The sequence below is a fragment of the Croceicoccus gelatinilyticus genome (assembly GCF_018398395.1).
GTDB classification, from domain to species: domain Bacteria; phylum Pseudomonadota; class Alphaproteobacteria; order Sphingomonadales; family Sphingomonadaceae; genus Croceicoccus; species Croceicoccus gelatinilyticus.
Window position 1 is genome coordinate 43,316 of the sequence record NZ_JAHCBF010000004.1, and the last position, 25,476, is coordinate 68,791.

Sequence of the window (25,476 nt, forward strand, 5' to 3'; positions counted from 1 at the left end):
GAGTTGCGCGATGGAAAAAAGATGCCGCTGGTGCCCCGATTACCTCATGAAAAAGCGCTGAAACCCGGAATGTCCGCAGCGTGGAACACGGGGTATCAAACACCGTGGGGCCTGTGAACCACCGTAATCGATTTCATCCCCTGCACGGGGGCAGATGAAATGTTCCTGTCACTAATCGGGCTTGCAAGACCGTGCGCCTTGCTTCAGGCGAATTGGCAATGGCCCGTGCCATAGGCGCGGTCCCCTGATGAATACGTGCAAGGACGAGAGCGTGACGCAAGCAAGTGCAGCCCCCCGCAGCGACTGGACCCGCGAGGAGATCGCGGAGCTTTTCGACCTGCCCTTCACCGAACTGGTGTTCCGCGCCGCATCAGTGCACCGCGACAACCACCCCGCGAACCAGGTGCAGCTGTCGACCCTGCTCTCGATCAAGACCGGCGGTTGCCCCGAAGACTGCGGCTATTGCTCGCAATCGGCCAGCGCCGACAGCGGCGTGAAGGCGACCAAACTGCTCGACGTGCAGCAGGTGCTTCAGGCCGCCGCACAGGCCAAGGACCACGGCTCGACCCGTTTCTGCATGGGCGCTGCTTTCCGCAACCCCAAGGAACGCGACATGCCCGCGATCATCCAGATGGTCGAAGGCGTGCGCGCGATGGGCATGGAAACCTGCATGACGCTGGGCATGCTCAACGAAAAACAGTCGGCCATGCTCGCCGAGGCAGGGCTCGACTACTACAACCACAACATCGACACTTCGCCCGAGAACTACGCCAACATCACCAGCACCCGCACGTTCGAGGACCGGCTGGATACGCTGTCGAACGTGCGCAAGGCAGGCATCAACGTCTGTTCGGGCGGGATTGTCGGCATGGGCGAGACGCGGGCCGACCGCGTGGGCTTCATCCACACGCTGGCAACGCTGCCCGAACATCCCGGTTCGGTGCCGGTTAACGCGCTGGTTCCGGTGAAGGGCACGCCGCTGGGCGACATGCTGGCCGATACGCCGCTCGCCAAGATCGACGACATCGAATTCGTCCGCACCGTCGCGGTCGCGCGCATCACGATGCCGGGTTCGATGGTCCGCCTCTCGGCTGGGCGCGAATCGATGAGCGAGGCGACGCAGGCGCTGTGCTTCCTGGCGGGCGCGAACTCGATCTTCACTGGCGACAAGCTGCTGACCGCGCCCAACGCGGGCGATGACAGCGACGCGGCCATGTTCGCCCGCCTCGGCATCGAGGCGATGCCGGCGAGCGAGCCGCGTGACGCTCAGGCGCCGTCGTGTGCCGGTTCGCGTAGCGAGCGCAGCGCAGAGGCAATGACCTCGTAAACGCGGGCGAGCTGCGTTTCTGAAATGCAGTAGGGCGGCATCACGTAGACGGTGTTGCCCAGCGGGCGCAGCAGCAGGTCGTTCTCGCGGAAGAACTTCAAGAGGCGCGGCTGCACGTCGGCCAGATAGCCTTGCGCACCCGGAACGTCGAAAGCCGCGATCGTGCCGCACTGGCGCACGTTTTCGATCTCGTGCTCTGCGGCCAGCGCGGCAAGGTGCTGCGCCTGCCGCTCCGCGAGCGTCGCCACCTGATCGCGCACCGGCCCATCGCGCCAGATCGCAAGGTTCGCCACCGCCGCCGCGCAGGCGATGGGGTTCGCGGTGTAGCTGGACGAGTGGAAGAACATCTTGGCCCGGTCAGTGCTGTAATGCGCCTCCCAGATCGGCTCGCTCGCCATCGTGACCGCCAGCGGGATCGCCCCGCCGGTCAGCCCTTTCGACAGGCAGAGAATGTCGGGCACGACGCCCGCCTGTTCGCAGGCCAGCAGCGTGCCGGTGCGGCCCCAGCCGGTCATGACCTCGTCGGCGATGAACAGCGTGCCGTGGCGCGCACAGATCGCGCGCATTTCACCCAGCACCTCGGGCGAATACATCAGCATCCCGCCCGCGCCGAGCACCAGTGGCTCGACAATGAAAGCCGCCGCCCCGTTCGCGCAGGCGCGGTCGAGCGCGTCATAGCAGGCCTGCTCTGCGCCCTCGGCTGGAAACGGCACTTTGGCGACGTCGAACAGCAGCGGCTGATAGGCCTGGTTGAAGACCCCCCGCTCGCCCACCGACATCGCGCCAATGGTGTCGCCGTGATAGGAATGCTCCATCACCACGATGCCTTCGCGCCGTTCGCCCTGCGCCTGCCAATAGCCGAGCGCCATCTTCAGCGCGACTTCGACCGCCGTGGAGCCGGAATCGGAAAAGAACACGCGGGTCAGCGCATCGGGCATCACCTCGCGCAGACCGCGCGCGACTTCTTCCGCCGGCTCGTGGGTCCAGCCCGCGAAGATCACCTGGTCGAGCTTCGTCGCCTGTTCGCGGATCGCCTCGATGATCGGCGGGTGGTTGTGCCCGTGCGTCGTCACCCACCACGAGGATATGCCGTCGATCACCTCACGCCCGGCTGCGGTGTGGAGCAGCGCGCCCTCGCCCTTCACGACCGTCGGGATCGCCTCTTCCAGTCCGTGCTGGGTGAAGGGATGCCAGATCGGGGAAGTCATGCGCGGAAGTCCTGAAGATCGAAGTTTTCGCCGAAGGCCGCAGCCAAAGTTGCCGCGTCGAGCGGATCGACGAAAGGCAGCCGGCCCAGCCGTTTCACCTTGCCCATGGCGGCAATGATCGTCTCGCTGTCCTCGACCGCATCACCGACGAAAGCGACACCAAGGATCGGCACCCCGCGCGACCGCAGCGCCTCGATCGAAAGCAGCGAGTGGTTGATCGTGCCGAGCGCGGTTCGCGCCACCAGCACGACAGGCGCGCCCCACGTGGCGAAGACGTCAGCGTAGAGCAGGTCACGCGTCAGCGGCACGAGCGCCCCACCCGCGCCTTCGACGACCAGCGGGCCTTCGACAGCGGGCAATACAAGCCGAGCCGGATCGATCGTCACCCCGTCGATCTCTGCCGCTATGTGCGGCGATGCGGGCGTGGCGAGATCGTAGGCGGACGGCACGAAACGGTCTTGCGGCAGGCCCGAAAGCTCGATCACGCGGTCGCGGTCGGTGCGGCCTTCGTCGTCGGTGCCCGCCTGCACCGGCTTCCAGTAATGCGCGCCCAGTGCCCCTGCCAGCGCGGCGGCGAAGACGGTCTTGCCTATGTCGGTGTCGGTGCCGGTGACGACGATGGTGTTCACGGCGCGCTCCTGCGGAAATGCCCGATAACGACTTCGTAAGTGACCGCCGCCCCCTGTTCTTCGAACCGCGCCATGACGCGGCGCATCTCCGCAGGGCCGAGCGGGCGATGTGTCGGCTGAGGAGTGCCGGCCCCAATGGCGCGAAGGCTGCGCAGGAAGCCCAGCGCATTGTCGTGGCTTTCGACACGATTCTGCACGACCAGATCACCGACCCGTGCATCCGATTGCATGGATTCCAGTTCCTCGACAGGCGCAAACTGGCGGGTTCCGGCTTCCAGCCCTTCCGCCTCGTGCGCCGCGCGCCATTCGGCAAACGTCGCCGCGCCCAGCGTTGCGAACAGGCAATGCCCACCGACTTTCACGCTGCGTAGCATTCTCTCCAGGCCCATGTCCTGATCGTCGAACCACTGCATCGCGAGGCTGGAGCAGACGAGATCGAATTCGCCCGTCTCGGGCAGTCCGTATTCGCCGTCCATCACCGCAAAGCGCCGCTCCGCGCTCTCTTCCACGCGCGCCTTGCAGCGGTCGACCATGGCGGGCGCTATATCGGTGACGAGCCATTCGCCGCCGACGCCCGCATCGATCAGCGCCTGCGTCAGGAACCCCGTCCCGCATCCGATCTCGAGAATGCGCGGGTTGTCCCGCAGGTCGAGCGCGGCGATCCGCGCGGCAAGGTCGCTGGCAACATCGTGCTGGACCCGCGCATGGCGATCATAGTCGCGGGCCGAACCGAAGGCCGCGCCGATCCGGTCGCGTTCGACCGCGTTCATGCCGCGGCCCTCGCGAAGTCGGCGATGGCCTTTGCGGTCCATTCGGGCGCTTCGAGCGGGAGGAGATGGCCTGCATTCTCGCAAGTCATGCGAGTCACGCTTGCCTTGGCGAATACCGCCTCCCGCATCGCTTCGGGCAGCAGGGGATCGTTCGCGCCCTGCAAAGACAGCACCGGCAGGCCGCCCGCAGCATCGCGGAAGTCGCCGTCACGCAGCAGCTCCAGATCGGCGAGCAGTGACGCAGGTTCAGGCACCCCAGCCGCAGCATCCGCACCGCATCGCGTGCGAAAATCCGACAAGACTTGCGCCGGAGCCTGCGGCAGCCGCGCGATCATCCGGTCCAGCGGGCGGCGCGGCACACCGGGAAAGTCATCGCCCTCGAAGAACCGGTCGAACCCGTTCACCGCCACCATGCCGCGGCACCCTTCGGGCAAGCCCGCCAGCCAGTGCATCGCGCCAAGGCTGTGCCCCACGACGACGCAAGGTCCATCGCTCTCCACCATGACCGGCGTGCCGAAATAGCCTCGGTCGGCCAAGCGGCAATCGAACCCGTACAAATGCCTCACGACACCCGACCAGATCGAGGCATCGAAGCCCCATCCGTGCATGAACAGCAACGCCGTCACGACCGCTCACCAATCGCGGCCAGCAGGGCATCGACGTCCCCTTCCCCATGCGTCGCGCGCAGGGCGAGGCGCAGGCGGCTCGTGCCCTTGGGCACCGTCGGCGGGCGGATGGCAGAGGCGATCATGCCGGCCTCTTCCAGTCGCGCCGAAAGCGCCAGTGCGTCCTCGGCCTCGCCGATCAGGGCAGGGACGATCTGCGTGCTCGACGCAGCGACATCGAAGCCGCGCGTGGTCAGCCCTTCGCGCAGCCGGTCGCCCAAAGCGGCAAGATGGGCGCGCTCCGCGTCCATCTCCGGCACGAGATCCAGCGCCGCATCGATCGCGCCCAGAACGGCGGGCGGCGGCGCGGTGGTGTAGATGAAGCCGCTGCTCGCATTGACGAGGTAGTCGATCAGCACGCGCGATCCCGCGACATAGGCCCCGAACCCGCCCAGCGCCTTGCTGAACGTGCCCATCGTGACGTCCACCGCGCCCGGCACCGTTGCCGAAAGTCCCGCACCTTTCGGCCCCAGAACGCCGGTCGCATGGGCCTCGTCGACATAGAGCAATGCGTCGTATTCCCGCGCCAGACGCGCCAGTTCTGCCATGTCGGCGCGGTCGCCGTCCATGCTGAAGACGCTTTCGGTCAGGATCACCCGCGCAGGCGCATCGGCGTTTTCGGTCAGCAGCTTTTCGAGCGCTGCCATGTCGTTGTGCGCGAACCGCGTCTGGCGAATGCCCGCGACATTGCAGCCTGCGTGCATGCTGGCGTGGTTCAGCCGGTCGGTCAGGACAACCGCCCCCGGCACTGCCGCGAGGATCGCCGGAATCACCGCCGCGTTCGCCTGCCAGCCCGATGCGAAGATCAGCGCCGCCTCGGTCCCCTTGAACCGCGCGATCTTGTCCTCCAGCGCGAGGTGCGCCTCGTGCGTGCCGGTCACCAGCCGCGATGCGCCGCTGCCGCTGCCCATGCGCGCCGCCCATTCGCCGGCGCGTTCGGCCAGCAGCGGATGGCGCGCGAGGCCGAGGTAGTCGTTGCTGGAGAAATCGAGCATTTCCCGCCCGTCCCGCACGATCCGCCCATTCCCTGCCAGCGCGGCAGAACGCAGCGTCCGGCTCAGGCCGCGCGCGGCTTTCTGCGCGAGCAGGTCCTCGAAAATGGGGTCGATCCTCGTCATCCGGGGGCTTCTTGGTCGAAGTCGCGCCGCGCGGCAAGTTTCACTGGCGATCAGGGGCGGGCGCTCGCCCTGAACTTAACGTCAGGTCAATGGACTTGATGTTCGCATCATGTTTCCGCTACCGACGCCCAACACGTTGAGCAAGGACGAGAATAGACGACATGACGGGCGCTGCGGCACCTTCATCAAACTCCAGCGGACTTGCCGCTATCGTGATCGATGCGCAGGCGAAAATCCTGGCCCGCACAGCCGCATCCGTTCCCGGCTTCACCGGCCGCGATCTCGAACCCGGCCGCTTTCTGGACGAAGCCGACACCCCCTTCGGAGAAGCTTTCTACGAATGCGTGAACACCGTCGCGCGCAACGGCGAACGCCGCTTTGAACGCAGGCTTGAGAGCGAGGACGGCAGCCACGCCGTTGACCTCTGGTTTCAACCGTGCAGCGCGGGCCAACCCGCAGCGGACGGAGCCGTCGTCGTCGTGATCGAGGAAATGCAGCCGGACGCGGAACAGGGTGAAAGGCACAACCTACAGAACATCCTTGCGCAAGTGCGGGGCCTGGTCACCCTGGGCCAGAGGGAAGCCGCATCGATTTCCCAGTTCGCCAGCCTGCTTTGCGACCGTATCGACGTGCTGATCGCGGTCGACACGCTCTATGCCGATGGCGACAAGGCACCCCTTCGCGCCGTGACCGAGAAAACGGCACATGCCGCCGGTCTTTCCGAACTCGCGATGGATGGCGAAGACCTTTCGATTTCACGTGCGCTGGCCCTTCCGCTGGCCCTGATCCTGCATGAATGGAGCAGCCCGCTGGCCCGTCATGCCCATGCAACGCCGGATCAGCCGCCGATCGCGGTGGCATGGCGCATGGAGGAGGCGGAACTCCTGATCGACTGGACCGAGGCCGGCGCTAACGAATACGCGGGACGCGCATCGGCGCTGGCGGATCGCATGGTCGAGGCCACGGTCTATCGCGCGGGCGGCATCGTGCACGAGCGTGAGACCAGCGAAGGCATGCGCCGCACGATCCGCCTGCCGCTCGCCTGATCGCTTCGCACAGGTCTGCGCAGCAGACGTGCCAAGAGCCTTGCGCGATAACGGGCAGTGGGTTCAGAACCTGTCCGCATGATCGCCGCCTCCGCACTCGACTACCGCGAACTCTCCCGACGGCGCCTGCCGCATTTCCTGTTCGAATATATCGACGGCGGCTCCTACGCCGAAGTCACGCTGGAACGGAACGTCGACGACCTGAAGCACATCGCCTTGCGCCAGCGTGTGCTGCGCGATGTGTCGAACCTCGACCTGTCGACCGAGATCTTCGGTCAGAAACTGGCGCTTCCCGTCGCGCTGGCACCGATCGGACTGGCCGGTCTCAACGCGCGGCGCGGAGAGTGCCAGGCTGTGCGCGCGGCGGAAAGCGCGGGCATTCCCTTCACGCTATCGACCGTGTCGGCCTGCAACATCGAGGAAGTGGCAGCCGCCGCAACCAGACCGTTCTGGTTCCAGCTCTACATGATACGCGACCGCGCCTTCATGCGCGACCTTATGGCCCGTGCCCGCGCCGCTGGATGTTCGACAATGGTGTTCACGGTCGACATGCCGGTGCCGGGAAGCCGGTACCGCGACTATCATTCCGGGCTCGCCGGGGCCGCAGGGTTGAAAGGCGCGCTCCGGCGCACTTTTCAGGGCGCTTTGAAGCCGCACTGGGCTTGGGATGTCGGCGTGATGGGGCGGCCGCATTCACTGGGCAATGTCGAGCCTGTGCTGGGCGATCAGTCCGGGATCGAGGACTTCTTCGCGTGGATGCGCAACAATTTCGATCCCTCGATCAACTGGAAGGATCTCGACTTCATTCGGGCGGAGTGGGACGGGCCGCTGATCATCAAGGGCCTGCTCGACCCCGATGACGCGCGCGAAGCCGCGGAATTGGGCGCGGACGGGATCGTCGTGTCGAACCACGGCGGCCGTCAGCTCGATGGCGTGCTTTCGACCGCACATGCCTTGCCACCGATCGCCGATGCGGTCGGCGACCGGCTGACCGTGCTGGCCGATGGCGGCATTCGATCGGGGCTCGACGTCGTAAGGATGCTCGCGCTGGGCGCAAAGGGCGTACTGATCGGACGGGCTTGGGCCTATGCGCTGGGTGCGCGCGGGCAGGCCGGCATCGAACACGTGCTGAAACTGATCGATGCGGAAATGCGGGTTGCGATGTCCCTTACCGGCGTCACCCGCATCGACCAGATCGACCGTTCGATCCTCGCCGAATAGCGTTACGCGGTCAGGAGCGCCTGCTTTCTAGGACGCGGTCGCTGCGCCATTCCGCAAAGGCCATCGCCTCACACAAGCCGGAGATGACGAGTAGCAGGAACGCCGCAGCAGGTTCAACGCCCGCAGGGGATTTCAGCCCCTCGATCACGAAACCGAGGGCGACCAGCCCGGCGGAGAACCAGCAATAATAGCGCAACACGCGTGCGTGCTCGTCGAACATTAAACAAAACCCTCGTCCAAGATCCCGTCCGTAAGATATGCGCAGACGATTAAGATCGGCTGAAGCCGGGCGCCTTATCGCTTGGCCTTTTCGATGAGGTCGATCAGTTCGCCGAACTTTTCGCGCTGTTCGTCCTCGCTGCCGCTGGCAATGGCCTCGGCAACGCAGTGCGCTGCGTGGTTTTTCAGGATCTCGCTCTCGGCCCGGCCCAGCGCGACCTTGATCGCCTGGACCTGATGCAGGATGTCGATGCAGTAGCGGTCGTCGACCACCATCTGCGCCACGCCGCGCACCTGCCCCTCGATCCGGCGCAGGCGGTTCACCACGGCCGTGTTGTCCTTGCAGTGCGCCATTGCGTGTCTCGCTTGAAATACCCTCGGGGGGTATCTAGAACCGCATTGTCATGACAATCAAGCCCTCGCTGATTTCACCCCATTCCCGCCGATCTTTCCTGCGCCGTGGCCTGCAATCGGGCGCGGTCGCAACGGCTGCGTTCTCGGTACCGGCATGGGCGCGCGGGGCAGACATGAACGGCGCGCACGTCCGCAAGGGTTTCGACGAGGTGTCGGGCCACCGCATCGACCTGACCGTCGGACAGGGGATGCAGATGGTTCAGGGGCGGCAGGGCCATGCCTTTGCCGTCAACGGCAGCGTTCCGGGCCCGCTGGTTCGGTTGAAGGAAGGGCAGCATGTCCAGCTTGCCGTCACCAACACGCTTGCAGAAGATACCTCGATCCACTGGCACGGGCTGCTGCTGCCGTTCCAGTATGACGGCGTCCCCGGTGTCAGCTTTCCCGGCATCGCGCCGGGCCAGACTTTCGTCGCCGATTTCACCGTGCGGCAGTCGGGCACCTACTGGTGGCACAGCCACTCCAACCTGCAGGAACAGGCCGGTCACTACGGCCCGCTCGTCATCGATCCGGCCGGGCCCGATCCGGTGCAGGCGGACCGCGACTATGTCCTGCTGTTGAGCGAGTTCACCCCGCTCCACCCGCATACGATCATGGACAAGCTGAAGAAGGGCGAAGGCTACTTCAATTATCAGCAGACGAGCTGGACCGACGATTATCGGCTGGACGGGTCCGATCGCCGGATGTGGGCGCGCATGCGGATGATGGCGACCGACATTCTCGACGTGACGGGTTCGACTTATACCTACCTCGCCAACGGGCACGGGCCGGAAGAAGGGCTGGAATACGCGTTCAACGTGGGTGAGCGCGTGCGCCTTCGCGTCATCAACGGCAGCGCGATGAGTTTCTTCAACATTCGTATTCCGGGCGTGAAGATGTGGGTCGTGGCCGCAGACGGCCAGAACGTGCGCCCGGTCGAGGTCGACGAATTCCAGATCGGCACGGCAGAGACTTACGACATCGTGGTCGAGCCGACGGGCGAGGCGCATACGATCGTGGCAGAGGCGATGGACCGTTCGGGCATGGCCGTGGCGACGCTGGCCAGCCGCCCCGGTGCGCGTGCCGAAGTCCCCGCGCTACGCGATCCGCCGCTGCTGACGATGGCCGATATGGGCATGGGCGGCATGGATCACGGATCGGGCGGCGACATGTCGGGGATGGATCACGGTTCCATGGATCATGGCTCGATGAACCACGGCTCGATGGACATGGGCTCGATGGATCACGGCTCTATGGATCACGGCGCCACGGCTGGCGGCGCGATGGACATGTCGGGTCACTCGATGCGCGATACCTCGCTCCTGCCCGATGACGTCAAGGTCGGCCCCGGCATCGACATGGTCGCGATGAACCCTGTCGACCGCATGGGCGATCCGGGCATCGGCCTGTCGGACGTTGGCCACCGCGTGCTGAATTACCGCGATCTCGTTGCACTCAAGATGAACCCCGACCACCGCGCCCCGTCGCGCGAGATGGAGATCCATCTTACCGGCAACATGGAACGCTACATGTGGTCGTTCGACGGCAAGAAGTTCAGCGCCGTGACCGACGAACCGATCCGCTTCGGCTTTAACGAGCGTGTGCGGGTAAAGCTCGTCAACGACACTATGATGGCGCACCCGATCCACCTGCACGGCCACTTCTTTGAACTGGTCAACGGCGCGAACGCGATGCACCAGCCGCTCAAACATACCGTGATCGTACAACCCGGCGGCAGCGCGCGCTTCGACCTCACCGCGAACGAGCCGGGCGACTGGGCGTTTCACTGCCACCTGCTCTACCACATGCATTCGGGGATGTTTCAGATCGTCTCGGTCGATTTCCCGGAGAACGGCGAATGAACCGCGCCGTGAGCATGCTGCCGCTCGTGCTCGCAGCCCTCGCCCTTCCCGCAGCGGCATCGGCGCAGGAGGCCGATGGCGAAGAGCCGGTTATGGATCACTCCACCATGGATCATGGCGAGATGGACCACTCGACCATGGACCACGGGGAGATGGATCACTCCACCATGAGCCACGGCGAGATGGACCACTCGACCATGGACCACGGCGAGATGGACCATTCCACCATGAACCACGCCACCATGAACCACGGGGAGATGGACCACTCGACCATGAACCACGGTGCGATGCCGATGGGTACCGCCGTGCCGCCGTCGACCGCAACCGGCCCCGCCAATGCCGCCGACGCCATCTGGGGTGCAGATGCCATGGCGGCCAGCCGTAGCGCGCTCGTGCACGAGACCAGCGGAATGCCCGTCCTGTGGCTGCAGGCCGACAGGCTCGAGTATCAGGCAAAGGACGGCCCCGACGGCTATCTCTGGGACGTGCAGGGCTACTACGGCGGTGATCTCGACAAGTTCTGGCTGAAGTCCGAAGGCGAAGGCGCATTCGGTGAAGGCGTGGAAGATGCCGAGATCCAGGCCCTCTACAGCCGCGCCATCGGCCCGTGGTTCGACCTTCAGGCCGGTGTGAGGCAGGATCTCACCGGTCCTTCCCGTACCCATGCCGTGATCGGTGTGCAGGGCGTTGCACCCTACATGTTCGAAGTAGACGCCGCCGCCTTCCTGTCGAACAAAGGCGATCTGACGGCCAAGATCGAGGCCGAACTGGACCAGCGCGTGACGCAGCGCGTGATCCTGCAACCGCGAGCGGAGCTATCGCTCTCCGCGCAGGACATCCCCGAACTTGGCATCGGTTCAGGCATCGACGCGATCGAGGCGGGCCTTCGCCTGCGCTATCACTTCAACCGCGAATTTGCGCCATACATCGGCGTCGAACAGCACTGGAAGCTGGGCAAGAGCGCCGACTACGCCCGTGCCGACGGGGACGCGACATCGTCAACCGCCTTCGTCGCAGGCCTGCGCCTCTGGTATTGATCGGAAAGAGCGTTCCGACAGTGGGAGCATCTGACAGCTAGGCGCTTCTCTCATGCTGCGCGTGCCAAATGGCTCTATCTGTCGCCGCCTGCCCTTACCCCGGTGCTGAGCCGTCACCTGCGTTCCAGCACAAATCGCTGTCGGCTCGTCCCTGTTTGGGCGTGCGGTCGGAACGGTTCGGACGACAATGCTTTGGTCCAGTGAACCAGACTGCAAACGACTGCCCTTTCTGACATCGCGGCGATCGGTCGATGCCGTGCCCTTTGCGGCGCCATCCACCACGAATTGCGCGAGCATGAGGGCGTACATCCGACAGGACATTTCATGCCAGACAAACATCTCACCACCACGAACCCTCTGACAGAAGAGGTAATCGCGACTTACCCTTACATGACCGACGACGAAGCGGATGCGGTTATCAAGGCCAGCCATGACGCTTTCCAAGAATGGCGGCTTCGCGATCTGGATGATCGCGCTTCAGTGATCGCCGCCATCGGCGTGAAACTGCGCGAGAAGAAGGAAGAATTCGCGCAGTTGATGACCCGCGAGGTCGGGAAGTTGATCGGCGACAGCCGCGACGAGATAGAGCTTTGCGCCGCCATCTGTGACTACACCGCCGAACACGGCCCCGAAGTGCTGGCCGACGAGGAGCGCGAAGTCGACGGTGCCAATGCCTTCGTCTCGCACGCGCCAGTCGGTGTGATCTACGGCATCCAGCCGTGGAATTTCCCCGCCTATCAGGCCGTGCGTTACTCTGTCTCCAGCCTGATGGCCGGCAATGGCGTCCTGCTGAAGCATGCCGAAAACTGCACCGGCAGCGGGGCATTCCTGCGCGATCTTTACGAAGAAGCGGGCCTGCCCAAGGGCCTGTTCGGCGTTCTCTTCATCACGCACGATCAGTCCGATCGGGTGATCGAACACGATCTGGTCCGCGGCGTGACGATGACGGGTAGCGACAAGGCCGGTCGTCACATTGCCGCCAAGGCTGGCGCGCAAGTGAAGAAAACCGTGCTCGAGCTAGGCTCGAACGACGCTTATCTCGTGCTCGATGATGCCGACCTCGACGTTGCCGTAAAAACCTGTGTCGCAGGCAGGATCTACAACAACGGGCAGACTTGCGTGAATGCGAAGCGCTTTATCGTGACCGAGGCGAATTACGATGCCTTCGTCAAAGCCTATGCCGAACAGTTCGAAGCTCTGAAGGTCGGCGATCCGACCGAAGACGACACCCAGCTTGGCCCGATGGTCAGCAAGTCCCAGCGAGAGAAGCTGCACGAGCAGGTTGAAGAAAGCGTCGCCAAGGGTGCACGCCTCGTCACCGGCGGCAAGATCCCTAACCGGACCGGCTGGTTCTACCCCCCGACCGTTCTTGCCGACGTCGCCCCCGGCCAACCCGCCTATGAGGACGAGCTGTTCGGCCCCGCCGCTTCGATCATCAAGGCGAAGGATGATCGCGACGCGATGCGTATCGCCAACAGCAGCCGCTACGGCCTTGGCGGCGGCATCTTCAGCAAGGACGTTGAAAAGGCAAAAGAGCTTGCTGCCGAACACTTCGACACCGGCATGGTCTTCATCAACAGCTTCGACGTTGCCTCGCCAAGCCTGCCGTTCGGCGGTGTGAAGGATTCAGGTTACGGGCGAGAGCATGGTCCCGAGGGCCTGAAGGAGTTCGTGAACGCCAAGGCCATCAAGGTCGCGGCCTGATTCTTGGGGCGCACTTTCCCCGTCTTCTTCGGGATTGGATTTTCGGCATGCTAAACCGATAGTCTTGGTCAAGCTTGGGGCCAGCGATCTACGCACCTGCGTAGTCATGGCCCCACCGACCTGCAATCGGGCAGGAAGACGTGATCGTCGACGTCGCGCTCGACCTGCTCAAGGAGTGATCGCTCCGCCCACGGTTGCGTGGCGGGACCTTCTATCCGAACTGGCTGGGGCGGCAGGATTCGAACCTGCGCATGCCGGTACCAAAAACCGGTGCCTTACCGCTTGGCTACGCCCCATCATCCGTTCGGATGGGCCCATATAGCGCGGCGGGCGCGGATGAAAAGGGGGCGGGTGCAGGAACCGGCGTGCCACTTGCACCGTTGCCCCTTCGATCATGGCAAAGCATTCGAAAAAGGCGGAAAACGCGAACGGCGGCTCAGAGACCGGCGGAGGGGGCACCGGCGGGCTGGTCTTTGTCGACGATTCGCTGCCCGGCATCGCGCGCCGCCGTTGCGGGCGCGGTTGGTCCTATACCGATCCCAAGGGGCGTCGCATCACCGACCGCGATGAAATCGACCGGCTGAACGCCATCGCCCTGCCCCCTGCCTATACCGATGCATGGTTCTGCCCCGCGCCCAATGGCCACATCCTTGCCACCGGCATCGATGCGCGCGGGCGCAAGCAATACCGCTATCACCCCCGTTTCCGGGCCGAGCGCGAGAGCGAGAAGTTCGACCGCACCGTCGCTTTCGGCAATGCCCTGCCCCTAATCCGCAAGCGAGTGGAGGACGACCTTCGCGCCGGCGGCCTCACGCGCCAGCACACCATCGCCTGCATCGTTCGCCTGCTCGACCTGGGGCAAGTGCGCATCGGCAACGAGGCCTATGCGAAGAAGAACAAGAGTTTCGGCGCAACCACGCTACGCCAGCGCCATGCCGAGGTGAAAGGCCAGCGCCTGACGCTCCACTACAAGGGCAAATCGGGCAAGCAGCGCGAAGTCACGCTGACCGATCGCAGCCTCGCCAAGTTCGTGCGCCGTTTGCAGGAACTGCCCGGCCAGCATTTGTTCCAATACGTCGACGACGACGGCGAGGCGCATCCCGTCCGCTCTTGCGACGTGAACGATTACTTGCGCGAAACGATGGGCGAGGATTTCAGCGCCAAGGATTTCCGCACTTTCCATGCCAGCTGCCTTGCCTTTGCCACCCTGGCCCAGGCCGAAGATCAGATGACCATCAAGGCCCTTCTCGAAGTCGTGTCCGACCGGCTTGGCAACACTCCTGCCGTGGCCCGTCGCAGCTATATCCACCCCGCCGTCATCGACCTTGTCGACCGGCAGCAGGCATGGCGGGAATCGCTGTCGCTGCCGCGCAGGACCCAGTGGCTGAGCCGGGAAGAACGCGGGCTTGTCGCGCTTCTTGACGGATGTGGGGAAATCACGCTTTCAGCCGCGGCCTGAAGTTAACAAAATCTGAAAAAAGGTTTATCCCCAAAGTACTTGCAAGGGTCGGGCACTTGCGAGTAATCTGTGAAGAACAGGGGGGCTGGTTTCATAAAACGTATTTTCGCCTTGGTGGCGTGTGCGCTGGCGCTTACCGGTTGCGGCGCGACGGAGACTGATACCGATCGTGCGGCGCGCGACGGGATACTGCTTGTCGGCAACGGCACGGATCCCAAGACGCTGGACCCCCACCTGCTGGTCGGGCTTCCCGAAGACAACATCGTCCGCGCGCTGAGCGAAGGGCTGGTCGTGCAGGACCCCGATGACAGCTTCAAGGTCCGCCCCGGCGTGGCCGAGAAATGGTCCCACGACGGAGAGTTCAAACGCTGGACCTTCAAGCTTCGCAAGGGCGCGAAGTGGAGCAACGGGACCCCCGTCACCGCGCAGGATTTCATCTTCAGCTGGAAACGCGCGCTTTCGCCCGAACTGGAAGTGGAAGGCGCGGAACTGCTCCATGTCATTCGCGGCGGGCGTGCCTATAACCACGGCGAGATCGAGGATTTCGCCGATGTCGGTGTTTCAGCGCCCGATCCGCACACCCTGATCGTGGAGATGGAGGGACCCACCCCCTACTTCCTGCCGATGCTGGCGAGCACGAACTTCGTTCCGGTGAACCGCTCTGCGGTGGAGGCCGGCGGCGCGGTCGACAGCCGAACGAACCGTTGGGCCGATGCAGGGTCTTACGTCGGTAACGGCCCGTTCCTGCTCAGTGAGTGGAAGCTGCACGATTACGTTCTTGTCGAACGCAATCCGCAGTACTGGGACGCGCAGAACGTGAGATTGAACGCGATCCGCTTCATCCCGATCGAAGAGCCGGAGGCCGAAATGGCCGCCTTCATGAAGGGCAAGCTTCACGTCACCAGCACAGTGCCGGTCGACGCCATCCCCGAACTGCGCAAGACCCGGCCTGACAGCCTTTATACCGATGAACTACTTGGCACTTATGCCTATGTCTTCAATGTCGAGAAGAAGCCGTTCGACGACCCGCGCGTGCGGCGCGCACTGGCGCTGGCGATCGACCGTGACGTCCTGATCGAGGAAGTCATGGGCGGCGCGGAACGTCCGCTTGGCGGCATGATCCCGCCCGGCATGGCCGATTACGAGGCGATGGACGCGCCGCAGTCCGACCTTGCCGAAGCAAAACGCCTGCTGGCAGAGGCCGGGTTCGAGGACCCTACCGATTTTCCGCAGATCGACCTGCTCATCAACCGCATGACCCGCCACCGCCGCATCGCGGAAATGATCGGTGCAATGTGGAAGCAGAAGCTCGGTATCGAGGTCGTGATCCGCGAACAGAACTGGAAGGACTATCTCGACTCCATTGCCGAGGGCGATTTCGAGGTGGCTCGGTCAGGTTGGGTCGCGAACTACAATGATCCCATGGCGCTGCTCGATTCCTTCGAATCCGATAGCCTGAGCAACGACATGAATTGGCGCAATGCCGATTTCGATGCGCTGATCCGACAGGCGCGCAATACAGCCGACCGTGAAAAGCGCCTTGGCATCCTGCAGGATGCGGAACGCCTGATGCTGAAGCAGCAGCCGCTGATCCCGCTGTTCACTTATTCGCAGACCTACCTGGTGGATCCGCGGGTGAAAGGCTGGGGCCACTCGGTCAGTGGCAACCACGTCTACAAGTTCATGTCGCTCGCCTCGAACTGAGGCGCTGCGCGATCAGACGCGGCGCACCCAGTCGTGCGTGTCTTCGACTTCGCCGCGCTGGATACCGGTCAGCGTCGCCTTCAGCTTGCCGGTGATCTGGCCCGGACCGCCCGAACCGACGGTGAAGTCACGGTCGCGCCCGACGACGCGCCCGACCGGCGTGACGACGGCGGCGGTGCCGCAAGCGAAGCATTCGACCAGTTTTCCGCTTTGTGCATCGGCCTGCCACTGGTCGATCGAGTAGCGTTCCTCGACGACGTTCAGGCCCTCTTCGCGCAGCAGGTCGATCAAGCTGTCGCGCGTGATGCCCGGCAGGATCGTGCCCGAAAGCGGCGGAGTGACGACGCGGCCATCGTCGAACACGAAGAACAGGTTCATGCCGCCCAGTTCCTCGATCCAATTTCGCTCGACCGCGTCGAGGAAGACGACCTGGTCGTGCCCACGCTCGATCGCTTCGGCCTGCGGCACAAGGCTGGCGGCATAGTTGCCGCCGCACTTGGCAGCGCCGGTGCCGCCGGGCGCCGCGCGGGTATAGTCGCTCGACACCCAGATCGAGACCGCGGGCGCGCCCGACTTGAAGTAGTTGCCCGCAGGACTGGCGATGACGATGAACTTGTAGCTCTTGGCCGGACGCACGCCGAGGAACGCCTCGTCCGCGAACATGAAGGGGCGCAAATACAGCGATGCGCCCGCGCCATCCGGGATCCAGTTGCCGTCGACTTCGAGCAGGGCGTCGATCGCGGCAAGGAACATCTCTTCGGGGATGTTCGGCATGGCGAGACGGTCGGCCGAACGGTTGAAACGCTGTGCGTTCTGTTCGGGACGGAACAGCGCGGTGCTGCCGTCGGGGTGGCGATAGGCCTTCAGACCTTCGAAGATTTCCTGCGCGTAGTGCAGGACCGACGCCGCCGGATCGAGCGGGATCGGCTGGCGCGGACCGACAGTTGCGTTGTGCCAGCCTTCGCCTTCCTTCCAGTCGACGACGACCATGTGATCGGTGAACTGCGTCCCAAAGCCGGGGTTCGCCAATACCGCAGCGCGATCGGCATCCGAAGTCGGGGCCGGGTGCGGAATGCGTGCGAACTGGGGCTTTTCGGCGGTATTCGCCATGGGGTTCGTCCTGATCACTGTGGTTTTTCGAATGGGCCGGTTAGGCCCTTGGCAAGCGCGGCGCAAGCCTTGGCGCGCGTTCAGGCAAGCCCTGCGACATAGAGCACCAGCGCCACTGCCGCGAGCAGCGAGGTAACCGCGCCCAGCCCGCTCAACCAGCGCATCCGCACCCTGCCCCGCCACGCGAGCACATTGACCAGCGCAAAGACGCCGAGGAAGACGAAACTCGCCCCTTCGACCAGCTGCGCGATTCCGCCGACGACGGCCAGCACCATGGCCACGCCCGAGATGACCAGCACGCCCGCGTAAGGCACGTCGCGCGCGTTGCGTTTGCCGAAAACGGCGGGAAGCTCGCTGTCGCCCGCCGCCTCGCCCGCAAGGCGCGCGGTGGCGAAAACGGTCGCGTTGATGGCCGATGCTGTCGAGAAGGCCGCTGCGATCGACACTGCGACGAAGCCGAACGTGCCCAGTGCCGCGCGGCCCGCCTCTGCCAGCGCGACTTCTTCCTTCGCGACAATCTCGGGCGCGCCGGCCAGCATCGTCGCGCCCAGCGCCACGGCCACGTAAGTCGCACAGGTCGCGATGATCGCAAGGCTCATCGCGCGGCGGATCGTGCGCTTGGCGTCCTTCATCTCGTCATAGTCGTAGGAGAGGAGCTGGAATCCCTCGTAGGCCATGAACACCACGCCCACCCCCGCCAGCGCACCCAGAGGTCCGACGGGATCGCCCGTCTCCAGCACGAGTTGTTCGGGCGCCCAGTGCCAGATGCCCAGCCCCGCAAGGCCGAGCAGGATCGCCAGTTTCACGAAGACCGCGATCAGCTCGACGATCGTCGCCTGTGTCGCGCCCAGCAGGTTCACGCCAGCAAGGATCGCGATGGCCGCGACCGCCGCCGCCGAAGCCGCCCAGCCGGGCGCGCCCAGTGCGTTGGCGGCATAGGCCCCGAAAGTGAAACCATAGACCGCAACGGTCAGCGTATAGCCCGCGATCAGCACCCACATCAGCCAGCGGGCAATGGTCGTCTGCCCAATGTCGCGCAGAAAACCATAGGATCCGCCCGGCTGGTCCCGCCGCACAGTCAGTTCGGCATAGGAGTGGCCCGAACACCACGCGATCAGCCCGCCGATGAGAAAGCTTGCCCATGCCCACTGGCCCGCGACCTGAATGACGACGCCCAGCGTGGAGAAGATGCCCCCGCCGATCATGCCGCCCACCGCCATCGCCCATGCGCCGGGCAGGCCCAATGCTTTCTTCGTCTCGCCGGTATCGTTCACGCTCGCCTCATACGAAAAAGGCGGCTCCCGGGGGAACCGCCTTTGTTCGTTTTACCTGTCGCGTAGCGCTTATGCGTCTTCGCGAACCGTCTTGCGCTCGGCAATACGAGCGCGCTTGCCGGTGCGGCCGCGCAGGTAATAGAGCTTCGCACGACGAACGACACCGCGACGAACGACGGTGATCGAATCGATGTTCGGCGAGTAGAGCGGGAAGACACGTTCGACACCTTCGCCGAACGAGATCTTGCGAACCGTGAAGTTCGAACCCATGCCGCGGTTCGAACGGGCGATGACGACGCCTTCGTAGTTCTGGACACGCTCACGCGTGCCTTCAACGACGCGCACGCCGACGCGCACGGTGTCACCCGCACGGAATTCCGGAATGTCCTTGCCGAGGCCCTGGATTGCTTCCGCCTCGAGCTGCTGGATCAGGTTCATTTGCCTGTACCTTCGTCTTTTCGCCGCGCGCCAGAGGCAGACTGGTCCCGAACGCCGATATGACGTTCCCAAAGGTCCGGCCTGCGTAACCGTGTATCGTCTTCGCTGCGTTGCTTTCGCCACGCCGCGATCTTCGCATGATCCCCCGATCGCAGCACTTCAGGGATCGTGCGCCCTTCCCATTCGACAGGTCGGGTAAAATGCGGATATTCGAGAAGGCCGCTTTCGAACGACTCTTCGACTCCGCTTGAAGCCGCGCCCATTACTCCGGGAAGCAGGCGAATGCAAGCGTCGAGCAGCATCAGCGCCGCGCACTCTCCGCCCGACAGGATGATGTCGCCGACCGAGACTTCCTCGACCTCGCGGCCTTCGAAGATACGCTCGTCGAAACCCTCGAACCGGCCGCACAGCACCGTCACGCCCGGCCCTGCCGCCAGTTCGCGCACGCGCGCCTGCGTCAGCGGCTTTCCGCGCGGGGTCATGGCGATCACCGGCGCGTCGGGTTGCTTGCCCCGCGCATGGTCGATGGCAGAGGCCAGAACGTCGGCCTTCAGCACCATGCCCGCGCCGCCGCCTGCGGGCGTATCGTCAACGGTGCGATGCTTGTCGGTGGCGAAATCGCGGATCTGCACCGCGTCCATCGACCACTTGCCCGCATCGAGCGCGCGGCCTGCAAGGCTGACGCCCAGGGGCCCGGGAAACATCTCGGGGTAAAGGGTCAGGACGGTCGCGGCGAAAGTCATGGCGCGCCGGTTAGTCGAAAAGGCGCGAACTGGCTAGGCGCTAGCTAGCCGCCGCACCCGCCGCAACCACCACCCCCGCAACCGCCGCCTCCGTCGGAGGATCCACAACCGCCACTGGAATCGTTGCTGCGCATCCGGTGAAAGTCCGAAAGCATCGTGCCCGCCAGCACCGGCGTGCCGAACAGCGCCACCGCCATGCCGGTCTCTTCCGACAAGGGCGCGCGGCGCAGGCGATCGTTCGTGGCGCGCAGTGATGCCAGTTCGGCCCGCGCAGCCTTCGTGGCGCGGTCGACCTTGAAGAGCAGACCGATGCCGATCAGTGCTGCGATAATCATCATGATCGTCAGGATGCCGACCGATTCCCCGCGCATTTCGCCGACTTTCACGCGCATCCAGCCAAAGCCGAGCAGAAACAGGAACGGGATCGATTGCAGCAGGCGCACCTGCCAGACCTCTCCGTCGCCCATCATCAGGCCGCGGCTGACCAGCCGTTCCTCAAGCTGCTGCGCGTTGTCGCGCAGCGCCGCCATCACCTTGGTCCACTTGATGCGAGAGCCCATGGCAAAGACCGCGCGCTCGGCACTGGTGGGGTTCGCAGGCCGCGTGCCGGGCGCGAAACGGCCACGCCGGGGCATTTCCAGCATGCCGGTAGCCAACATGCGCGCGACCACCGCCTCGCCAAAACGCTGCCGCCCGCCCGCGATCATCGCGATCTCGTCCGCATCCTTCAGCGTACCGTTGAAACCATCACCCCGCACGAAGTTCGCGATCATCGTGCGCAGGACCAGCGTGACGAGCATGAGGAAAGCATAGAGGATCAGGAACTCTGCCGCGTCCCAGTCCAGCGGATTGATCCCGTTCATCGCCCTTCCCCCTCTTCAAATCCCCGGCATCATGATCACGCTAATGGCGACGAGCGCAAGAACGATGACCGCGATGCCCACACGCCTTGGCACCATCCAGTAATTGCGCGTCAGGACACGGCGGGCCAGCGGATCGACGTAGAGCCGCCGGTTCGCATCGGGCCAGATGTCTGCGGGCGAAGCGCCGAACACCCGTTCGTAGCTGGCCAGTGTCTCGGCATATTGGCGGTAGTACCGGTCCCGCTCCTCCTGACCGCCCGCGGTGGGACCGTGGTGCAGCGGGCTTTCGAGCACTTCGGGGCAGAAACGCTGCCAGTAATCGCGGCTGTAGGTCAGGTGCAGGTGCCAGGCCTGGTCGACCTGGTCGGACGGCGTGACTTCGTGCCCGGCGCACATGGCGAGGTAGCAGAAGCGGCGATATTCCTCGACGACGCGATCCGCATAGTCCGCGCTCCACCCGTTTTCGCGGGCAAGCCGCTGGGCAAAGGTAAACTCGGCATCGGGCGGACCGATGCGGTAATCCGCCAGCCGCTGCCAAAGCGGATCGTCCGCGAACAAGCGATCAGCCCTCGATGGCGAGCGTGTCCTCGTCGGTTTCCAGCATCTGCTGGCTGTCTTCGCGGTCCAGCTTCTCGGTCACCCACCACGCCGCGGGCAGCGCGAAGACGGCCCAGAGCACGATCTGCGTGACGATGAGCGCCATCAGCGCCAATGCGAAGTCGCTGCCCCCGTCGTCCAGCATCTCAGCCGCCTGCGAAAAGAAGCCGCCGAAAGCGATGCTCATCGGCAGAAAACCCGCAAGGCCGCCTGCCGTCAGGATGCGCGCGCGCTTCGTCATGTTGGGGGCCAGAAGCCGCAGGCAAAGCGCAAGCCCGCCCGAGAACGCCGTGATCAGGAACAGTCCGACCAGTACCGACAAGACAACCCACATGACTTCAAATCTCCACGTCTTCTGCGCCGAGGTGTATTATCTGAATAATACGCCCCACTCAAGGCCTTTTGGAACCGGGACAACGCCTTCGGGCACCGAACCTCCCCGCCGCGCGTTGGGCGCACATGGGCGAACACATCGACGACTGCATCATCATCGGCGCAGGGCCTGCGGGGCTGACCGCGGCGATCTATCTTGCGCGCTATCACCTATCGATCCGGCTGTTCGACTGCGGCAGCAGCCGCGCCGCGCTGATCCCCTGCACGCGCAACCACGCGGGCTTTCCCGACGGTATCAAGGGCACCGATCTTCTTAAAAGGATGAGCGAGCAGGCCGCGAAATACGGCGCGCTGCGCGAGGACCGGAAAGTCGAAAGGCTGGAGCGCAAGGATGACCTGCTCGTCGTCCGAACAGACAGCGGCACATGGCGCGCGCGGACCGTACTGCTGGCGACAGGCGTGGTGAATCGGTATCCCGACACCCTATCCCGCCCCCTGCATGACGAGGCGCTGTCAAAGGGCTTGCTGCGCTATTGCCCGGTCTGCGACGGATACGAAGTGACCGACAAGCGCGTCGCCGTAATCGGCACCGGCGACCACGGCACAGCAGAGGCGATGTTCCTGCGCGGCTTTACCGCCGACATCACGCTGGTCAGCCCGCATGGCGATCACGATCTCGACGACACGTGCCGTAACAAGCTGGCCGATGCCGGAATCGCGCATGTCCCAGGACCGTGCGGAGGCTTTTCGATAGAGGGCGAGCAATTGGCCTTCGACACCGCCAAGGGCCGGATGGCGTTCGATAGCGTCTATCCCGCAATGGGCAGCGACGTGCGTTCAGAACTTGCCGCAATGGCGGGTGCGGAAACGAGCGATGACGGTTGCATCGCGGTCGACGATCACTTGCAGACGAACGTACCGGGCATCTTCGCGGCAGGGGACGTCGTCATCGGGCTGGATCAGATCAGCCACGCTATGGGGCAGGCAGGCGTCGCCGCCACCCGCATCCGCAACCTGCTTGCCGAGGAAAGGCCGCTGCGCCGTTAATGGCGCGTCCGGCTCAGGGTTCGGCGAAGTCGGAGGTAACGGTCAGCCGGGCATTGTCCCAGCCGCTGACGGCATCGGTATGCATCGGCACCATGAAGGTGCGCGGTTTGCTGCCTTCGGGCCGTTCGATCTCGATCACGTCGCCCGCGCCGTAGTTCTCGACCGCGATAACGGTGCCGAGCGGGGTGCCGTCTTCGGCGACGGCGGCTAGGCCGAGCAGGTCAGCGTGGTAATATTCGCCCTCTGCCAGCGCAGGCAGGGCATCGCGCGGCACGGTCAGCAGGCTGCCGCGCAGCGCTTCGGCCGCATTGCGGTCAGCCACTTCGGCAAAGCGGGCGATCGCGCCGCCCTTGCCATCGTCGCGGACCTTCTTGGGGGTGAGCGTTTCGCCCTTCCCCGAAATTCCGAAGGCGCGGAACCCCTTCAGGGATTCCACGCCTTCTCCGAAAAGCTTCAGCCGGACTTCGCCCGTCACGCCATGCGCGCCGGTGATCGCCGCCAGGGTGATCGGCCCAGGCGTATTTGGCGCGGGCGTGGCGGGCTTGTCCGACATGGAAGGGATTAGCCTTCGGTCTTTTCTTCCGAAGCTTCCTCGGCCGGAGCTTCTTCAGCAGCAGCTTCTTCGGTTGCTTCTTCTTCAGCCGGTGCGTTGGCTTCTTCTTCAGCAGCCTTGGCAGCTTCTTCAGCTTCGCGAGCCTTCTCGGCCTTTTCTTCGGCGCGTTCCTTGGCCTTTTCGCCCGGCTCGGCCTTCTTCGGGTTGTTCTTGGCCGCACGCTCAAGGATGCCGGCGGCATCGAGGAAGCGGTGGACACGATCGGTCGGCTGCGCGCCAACGCCCAGCCAGTAGCGGACGCGGTCTTCCGTCAGCTGGACGCGCTTTTCATCGTCCTTGGCGAGCAGCGGGTTGTAGATGCCAACCTGCTCCAGATACTTGCCGTCGCGCGGGCTGCGGCTGTCGGCGACAACGATGCGGTAGTAGGGGCGCTTCTTCGCGCCACCGCGCGAGAGACGGATTGCAATAGCCATTGGTCAGTTACCTTTCGTTCAATTCGTATTCGTTCAAATTCAAAGTGTTCGTGAAAATCATTTCTTGTTCAGCAGGTTGGCGAGATCCGGCGGAAGCCCGCCAGCGCCGCCGCCAAGGCCGGGCATGCCGCCACCGGCACCGCCGCCCATGCCGCCGCCAAGTCCCGGCATGGCAGCATCGAGGCCGCCCTTGCCGAACAGGGCGCCAAGGCCCTTCAGCCCGCCCATCTTCTTGATCTGCTTCATGGCCTTGGCCATTTCCTGGTGCATCTTCAGCACCTTGTTTACATCCTGAACCTGCGTACCCGAACCTGCCGCGACGCGCTTCTTGCGCTTGGCATTCAGCAGCGCGGGGTTGGCGCGTTCCTTCGGCGTCATCGAGGAGATGATCGCGTCCATGCGCAGCAGCACGCGGTCGTCCATGCCCGACGACTGCATCGCCTGCTTGGCCTTCTTCATGCCCGGCATCATCTGCGCGATCATGCCCAGACCGCCCATCTTGGTCATCTGCTGCAACTGCATACGCAGATCGTCGAGGTCGAACTTGCCCGACGCCATCTTCTTGGCGAGGCGTTCGGCGTCCTCTTCCTTGACCGTCGCGGCCGCCTTTTCGACCATGGAGACGATGTCGCCCATGCCGAGGATGCGGTTGGCAACGCGCGAGGGCACGAACGGCTCGATCGCGTCGAGCTTTTCGCCCGTGCCGGCAAACTTGATCGGCTTGCCCGTAACCGCACGCATCGACAGCGCCGCACCGCCACGCGCATCGCCGTCCATACGGGTCAGCACAACGCCGGTCAGCGGCACTTCGCCGGTGAACGACTGCGCGACGTTGACCGCGTCCTGACCCGTCAGCGAGTCGACGACGAGCAACACTTCCTTGGGGGTAGAGACAGAGGCAACCGCCTTCATCTCGGCCATCAGCGCTTCATCGACGTGCAGGCGGCCCGCGGTGTCGAGCATCAGGACGTCGAAGCTCTGCAGCTTGGCCGCAGAGATCGCGCGGTTGGCGATGTCGACCGGCTGCTGCCCGGCGATGATCGGCAGCGTCGCGACACCGGCCTGTTCGCCCAGAACGGCAAGCTGTTCCTGCGCGGCGGGACGATTGACGTCGAGCGAGGCCATCATGACCTTCTTGCCCTCGGTCTCCTTCAGCCGCTTTGCGATCTTCGCGGTGCTGGTCGTCTTACCCGAACCCTGAAGGCCGACCATCATGATCACGACCGGCGGCTTGGCCTCAAGGTCCAGCTTGGCAGCGGCGGCACCGTCGCCGTCTTCGCCGCCCAGCATTTCGACAAGCGCGTCGTTGACGATCTTGACGACCTGCTGACCCGGCGTGACCGAGCGCAGGACTTCCTGGCCGATCGCGGCCTCGGTAACCTTGTCGATAAACCGGCGCACGACCGGCAGGGCCACGTCGGCTTCCAGAAGGGCGATGCGAACTTCGCGCATCGCGGCGCGGACATCGTCCTCCTTCAGCGCTCCGCGACCGCGCAGCGAATCGAAGACGTTACCGAGCCGGTCTGACAGGCTGTCGAACATCGAATTCTCCTCATGCGCGCCGCGAAAATCGGCGCCAAACACTTCAAAACCGGGCTAAACGCGAAAAACGCCGGTGGGCGAAACCTCGCCGACCAGCGTACCGCGTTACAGTCACGGAACATGATTTTCACAGGCCATTCCGAC

Annotated in this window: 25 protein-coding genes, 1 tRNA gene and 1 pseudogene; 9 read left to right on the forward strand and 18 right to left on the reverse strand. The window is 64.4% G+C overall.

Annotated elements, in window-relative coordinates:
- Positions 1-271: 271 nt before the first annotated feature.
- Positions 272-1,327: a biotin synthase BioB gene (bioB, locus tag KIH45_RS09565; protein WP_337925448.1), complete on the forward strand. Its 1,056-nt coding sequence runs from the start codon at positions 272-274 to the stop codon at positions 1,325-1,327.
- Here the strand turns inward: bioB and KIH45_RS09570 are convergent.
- From KIH45_RS09570 to bioF, 5 genes and pseudogenes are all read right to left on the reverse strand, one after another.
- Positions 1,267-2,535: an adenosylmethionine--8-amino-7-oxononanoate transaminase gene (locus KIH45_RS09570; protein ID WP_213175790.1), complete on the reverse strand. Its 1,269-nt coding sequence runs from the start codon at positions 2,533-2,535 to the stop codon at positions 1,267-1,269. The genes bioB and KIH45_RS09570 overlap by 61 nt on opposite strands.
- Entirely contained in the window at positions 2,532-3,164 is a 633-nt protein-coding gene (bioD, locus tag KIH45_RS09575) for a dethiobiotin synthase (RefSeq protein ID WP_213175791.1), read from the reverse strand. Before bioD ends, KIH45_RS09570 begins: the two co-directional genes overlap by 4 nt.
- Positions 3,165-3,514: 350 nt before the next feature.
- Positions 3,515-3,976, reverse strand: a pseudogene (locus KIH45_RS19525) (methyltransferase domain-containing protein); the annotation flags it as partial.
- Entirely contained in the window at positions 3,931-4,542 is a 612-nt protein-coding gene (locus KIH45_RS09585; protein ID WP_213175793.1) for an alpha/beta fold hydrolase, read from the reverse strand. The pseudogene KIH45_RS19525 and the gene KIH45_RS09585, both read right to left, overlap by 46 nt.
- Positions 4,543-4,556: 14 nt before the next feature.
- On the reverse strand, positions 4,557-5,717 hold the full coding sequence (gene bioF, locus KIH45_RS09590; protein WP_213175794.1) for an 8-amino-7-oxononanoate synthase: 1,161 nt from the start codon (positions 5,715-5,717) through the stop codon (positions 4,557-4,559).
- Between the two features lie 161 nt (positions 5,718-5,878).
- On the opposite strand from bioF, the gene KIH45_RS09595 reads away from it, so the two are divergent.
- A complete protein-coding gene (locus KIH45_RS09595; RefSeq protein ID WP_213175795.1) occupies positions 5,879-6,763 on the forward strand; it encodes a hypothetical protein in 885 nt (294 codons plus the stop codon).
- 78 nt (positions 6,764-6,841) lie between these two features.
- Positions 6,842-7,984, forward strand: coding sequence for an FMN-dependent L-lactate dehydrogenase LldD (gene lldD / locus KIH45_RS09600; RefSeq protein WP_213175796.1), 1,143 nt, complete (start codon positions 6,842-6,844; stop codon positions 7,982-7,984).
- A gap of 10 nt (positions 7,985-7,994) precedes the next feature.
- Here lldD and KIH45_RS09605 read toward each other — a convergent pair whose 3' ends face one another.
- Both KIH45_RS09605 and KIH45_RS09610 read right to left on the reverse strand, forming a co-directional pair.
- Complete coding sequence (locus tag KIH45_RS09605) at positions 7,995-8,204, reverse strand: hypothetical protein (RefSeq protein ID WP_213175797.1); 210 nt, start codon at positions 8,202-8,204, stop codon at positions 7,995-7,997.
- 74 nt (positions 8,205-8,278) lie between these two features.
- Positions 8,279-8,557 (reverse strand): metal-sensitive transcriptional regulator, encoded by a 279-nt coding sequence (locus KIH45_RS09610; RefSeq protein ID WP_213175798.1) that lies wholly within the window; start codon positions 8,555-8,557, stop codon positions 8,279-8,281.
- A gap of 50 nt (positions 8,558-8,607) precedes the next feature.
- Between KIH45_RS09610 and KIH45_RS09615 the strand changes: the two genes are divergently transcribed.
- The 3 genes from KIH45_RS09615 (at position 8,608) to KIH45_RS09625 (ending at position 13,196) form a co-directional block, all read left to right on the forward strand.
- Positions 8,608-10,455 carry a copper resistance system multicopper oxidase gene (locus KIH45_RS09615; RefSeq protein ID WP_213175799.1) on the forward strand — a complete coding sequence of 616 codons (1,848 nt, stop codon included), beginning with the start codon at positions 8,608-8,610 and terminating at the stop codon, positions 10,453-10,455.
- Complete coding sequence (locus KIH45_RS09620) at positions 10,452-11,492, forward strand: copper resistance protein B (RefSeq protein ID WP_225899811.1); 1,041 nt, start codon at positions 10,452-10,454, stop codon at positions 11,490-11,492. The genes KIH45_RS09615 and KIH45_RS09620 overlap by 4 nt, the downstream gene beginning before the upstream one ends.
- Before the next feature lie 324 nt (positions 11,493-11,816).
- A complete protein-coding gene (locus KIH45_RS09625) occupies positions 11,817-13,196 on the forward strand; it encodes an NAD-dependent succinate-semialdehyde dehydrogenase (protein ID WP_213175800.1) in 1,380 nt (459 codons plus the stop codon).
- 221 nt (positions 13,197-13,417) lie between these two features.
- On the opposite strand, the gene KIH45_RS09630 is transcribed toward KIH45_RS09625, so the two are convergent.
- Positions 13,418-13,492: transfer RNA gene (locus tag KIH45_RS09630), tRNA-Gln, on the reverse strand.
- 98 nt (positions 13,493-13,590) lie between these two features.
- On the opposite strand from KIH45_RS09630, the gene KIH45_RS09635 reads away from it, so the two are divergent.
- Both KIH45_RS09635 and KIH45_RS09640 read left to right on the forward strand, forming a co-directional pair.
- The gene (locus tag KIH45_RS09635; RefSeq protein WP_213175801.1) at positions 13,591-14,655 is read left to right on the forward strand and encodes a DNA topoisomerase IB; all 1,065 of its coding nucleotides are present in this window, start codon (positions 13,591-13,593) and stop codon (positions 14,653-14,655) included.
- Between the two features lie 114 nt (positions 14,656-14,769).
- Positions 14,770-16,359, forward strand: coding sequence for a peptide ABC transporter substrate-binding protein (locus KIH45_RS09640; protein ID WP_213175802.1), 1,590 nt, complete (start codon positions 14,770-14,772; stop codon positions 16,357-16,359).
- 12 nt (positions 16,360-16,371) lie between these two features.
- On the opposite strand, the gene KIH45_RS09645 is transcribed toward KIH45_RS09640, so the two are convergent.
- The 7 genes from KIH45_RS09645 to KIH45_RS09675 form a co-directional block, all read right to left on the reverse strand.
- Entirely contained in the window at positions 16,372-17,469 is a 1,098-nt protein-coding gene (locus tag KIH45_RS09645; RefSeq protein ID WP_213175803.1) for a branched-chain amino acid aminotransferase, read from the reverse strand.
- A gap of 80 nt (positions 17,470-17,549) precedes the next feature.
- The gene (locus KIH45_RS09650; protein WP_337925449.1) at positions 17,550-18,743 is read right to left on the reverse strand and encodes an APC family permease; all 1,194 of its coding nucleotides are present in this window, start codon (positions 18,741-18,743) and stop codon (positions 17,550-17,552) included.
- A gap of 69 nt (positions 18,744-18,812) precedes the next feature.
- Positions 18,813-19,181, reverse strand: a complete 369-nt coding sequence (gene rplS, locus KIH45_RS09655; RefSeq protein ID WP_225899812.1) for a 50S ribosomal protein L19 — start codon at positions 19,179-19,181, stop codon at positions 18,813-18,815.
- Positions 19,178-19,924, reverse strand: a complete 747-nt coding sequence (trmD, locus tag KIH45_RS09660) for a tRNA (guanosine(37)-N1)-methyltransferase TrmD (RefSeq protein WP_213175804.1) — start codon at positions 19,922-19,924, stop codon at positions 19,178-19,180. Before trmD ends, rplS begins: the two co-directional genes overlap by 4 nt.
- A gap of 44 nt (positions 19,925-19,968) precedes the next feature.
- A complete protein-coding gene (locus KIH45_RS09665) occupies positions 19,969-20,787 on the reverse strand; it encodes a TIGR04222 domain-containing membrane protein (RefSeq protein ID WP_213175805.1) in 819 nt (272 codons plus the stop codon).
- A 15-nt stretch (positions 20,788-20,802) separates the two neighbouring features.
- Positions 20,803-21,345, reverse strand: coding sequence for a glycine-rich domain-containing protein (locus KIH45_RS09670; RefSeq protein WP_213175806.1), 543 nt, complete (start codon positions 21,343-21,345; stop codon positions 20,803-20,805).
- Between the two features lie 4 nt (positions 21,346-21,349).
- Entirely contained in the window at positions 21,350-21,718 is a 369-nt protein-coding gene (locus tag KIH45_RS09675; protein ID WP_213175807.1) for a hypothetical protein, read from the reverse strand.
- Positions 21,719-21,843: 125 nt separating this feature from the next.
- Here KIH45_RS09675 and KIH45_RS09680 point away from each other — a divergent pair, with 125 nt between their 5' ends.
- Positions 21,844-22,764 carry an NAD(P)/FAD-dependent oxidoreductase gene (locus tag KIH45_RS09680; RefSeq protein ID WP_213175808.1) on the forward strand — a complete coding sequence of 307 codons (921 nt, stop codon included), beginning with the start codon at positions 21,844-21,846 and terminating at the stop codon, positions 22,762-22,764.
- A 13-nt stretch (positions 22,765-22,777) separates the two neighbouring features.
- On the opposite strand, the gene rimM is transcribed toward KIH45_RS09680, so the two are convergent.
- Genes rimM through ffh form a run of 3 tightly spaced genes read right to left on the reverse strand, consistent with a single transcriptional unit; the run spans position 22,778 to position 25,332 of the window.
- On the reverse strand, positions 22,778-23,317 hold the full coding sequence (gene rimM / locus KIH45_RS09685) for a ribosome maturation factor RimM (RefSeq protein WP_213175809.1): 540 nt from the start codon (positions 23,315-23,317) through the stop codon (positions 22,778-22,780).
- 8 nt (positions 23,318-23,325) lie between these two features.
- On the reverse strand, positions 23,326-23,790 hold the full coding sequence (rpsP, locus tag KIH45_RS09690; RefSeq protein ID WP_213175810.1) for a 30S ribosomal protein S16: 465 nt from the start codon (positions 23,788-23,790) through the stop codon (positions 23,326-23,328).
- A 57-nt stretch (positions 23,791-23,847) separates the two neighbouring features.
- Positions 23,848-25,332, reverse strand: a complete 1,485-nt coding sequence (gene ffh / locus KIH45_RS09695) for a signal recognition particle protein (protein WP_213175811.1) — start codon at positions 25,330-25,332, stop codon at positions 23,848-23,850.
- Positions 25,333-25,476 lie beyond the last annotated feature (144 nt).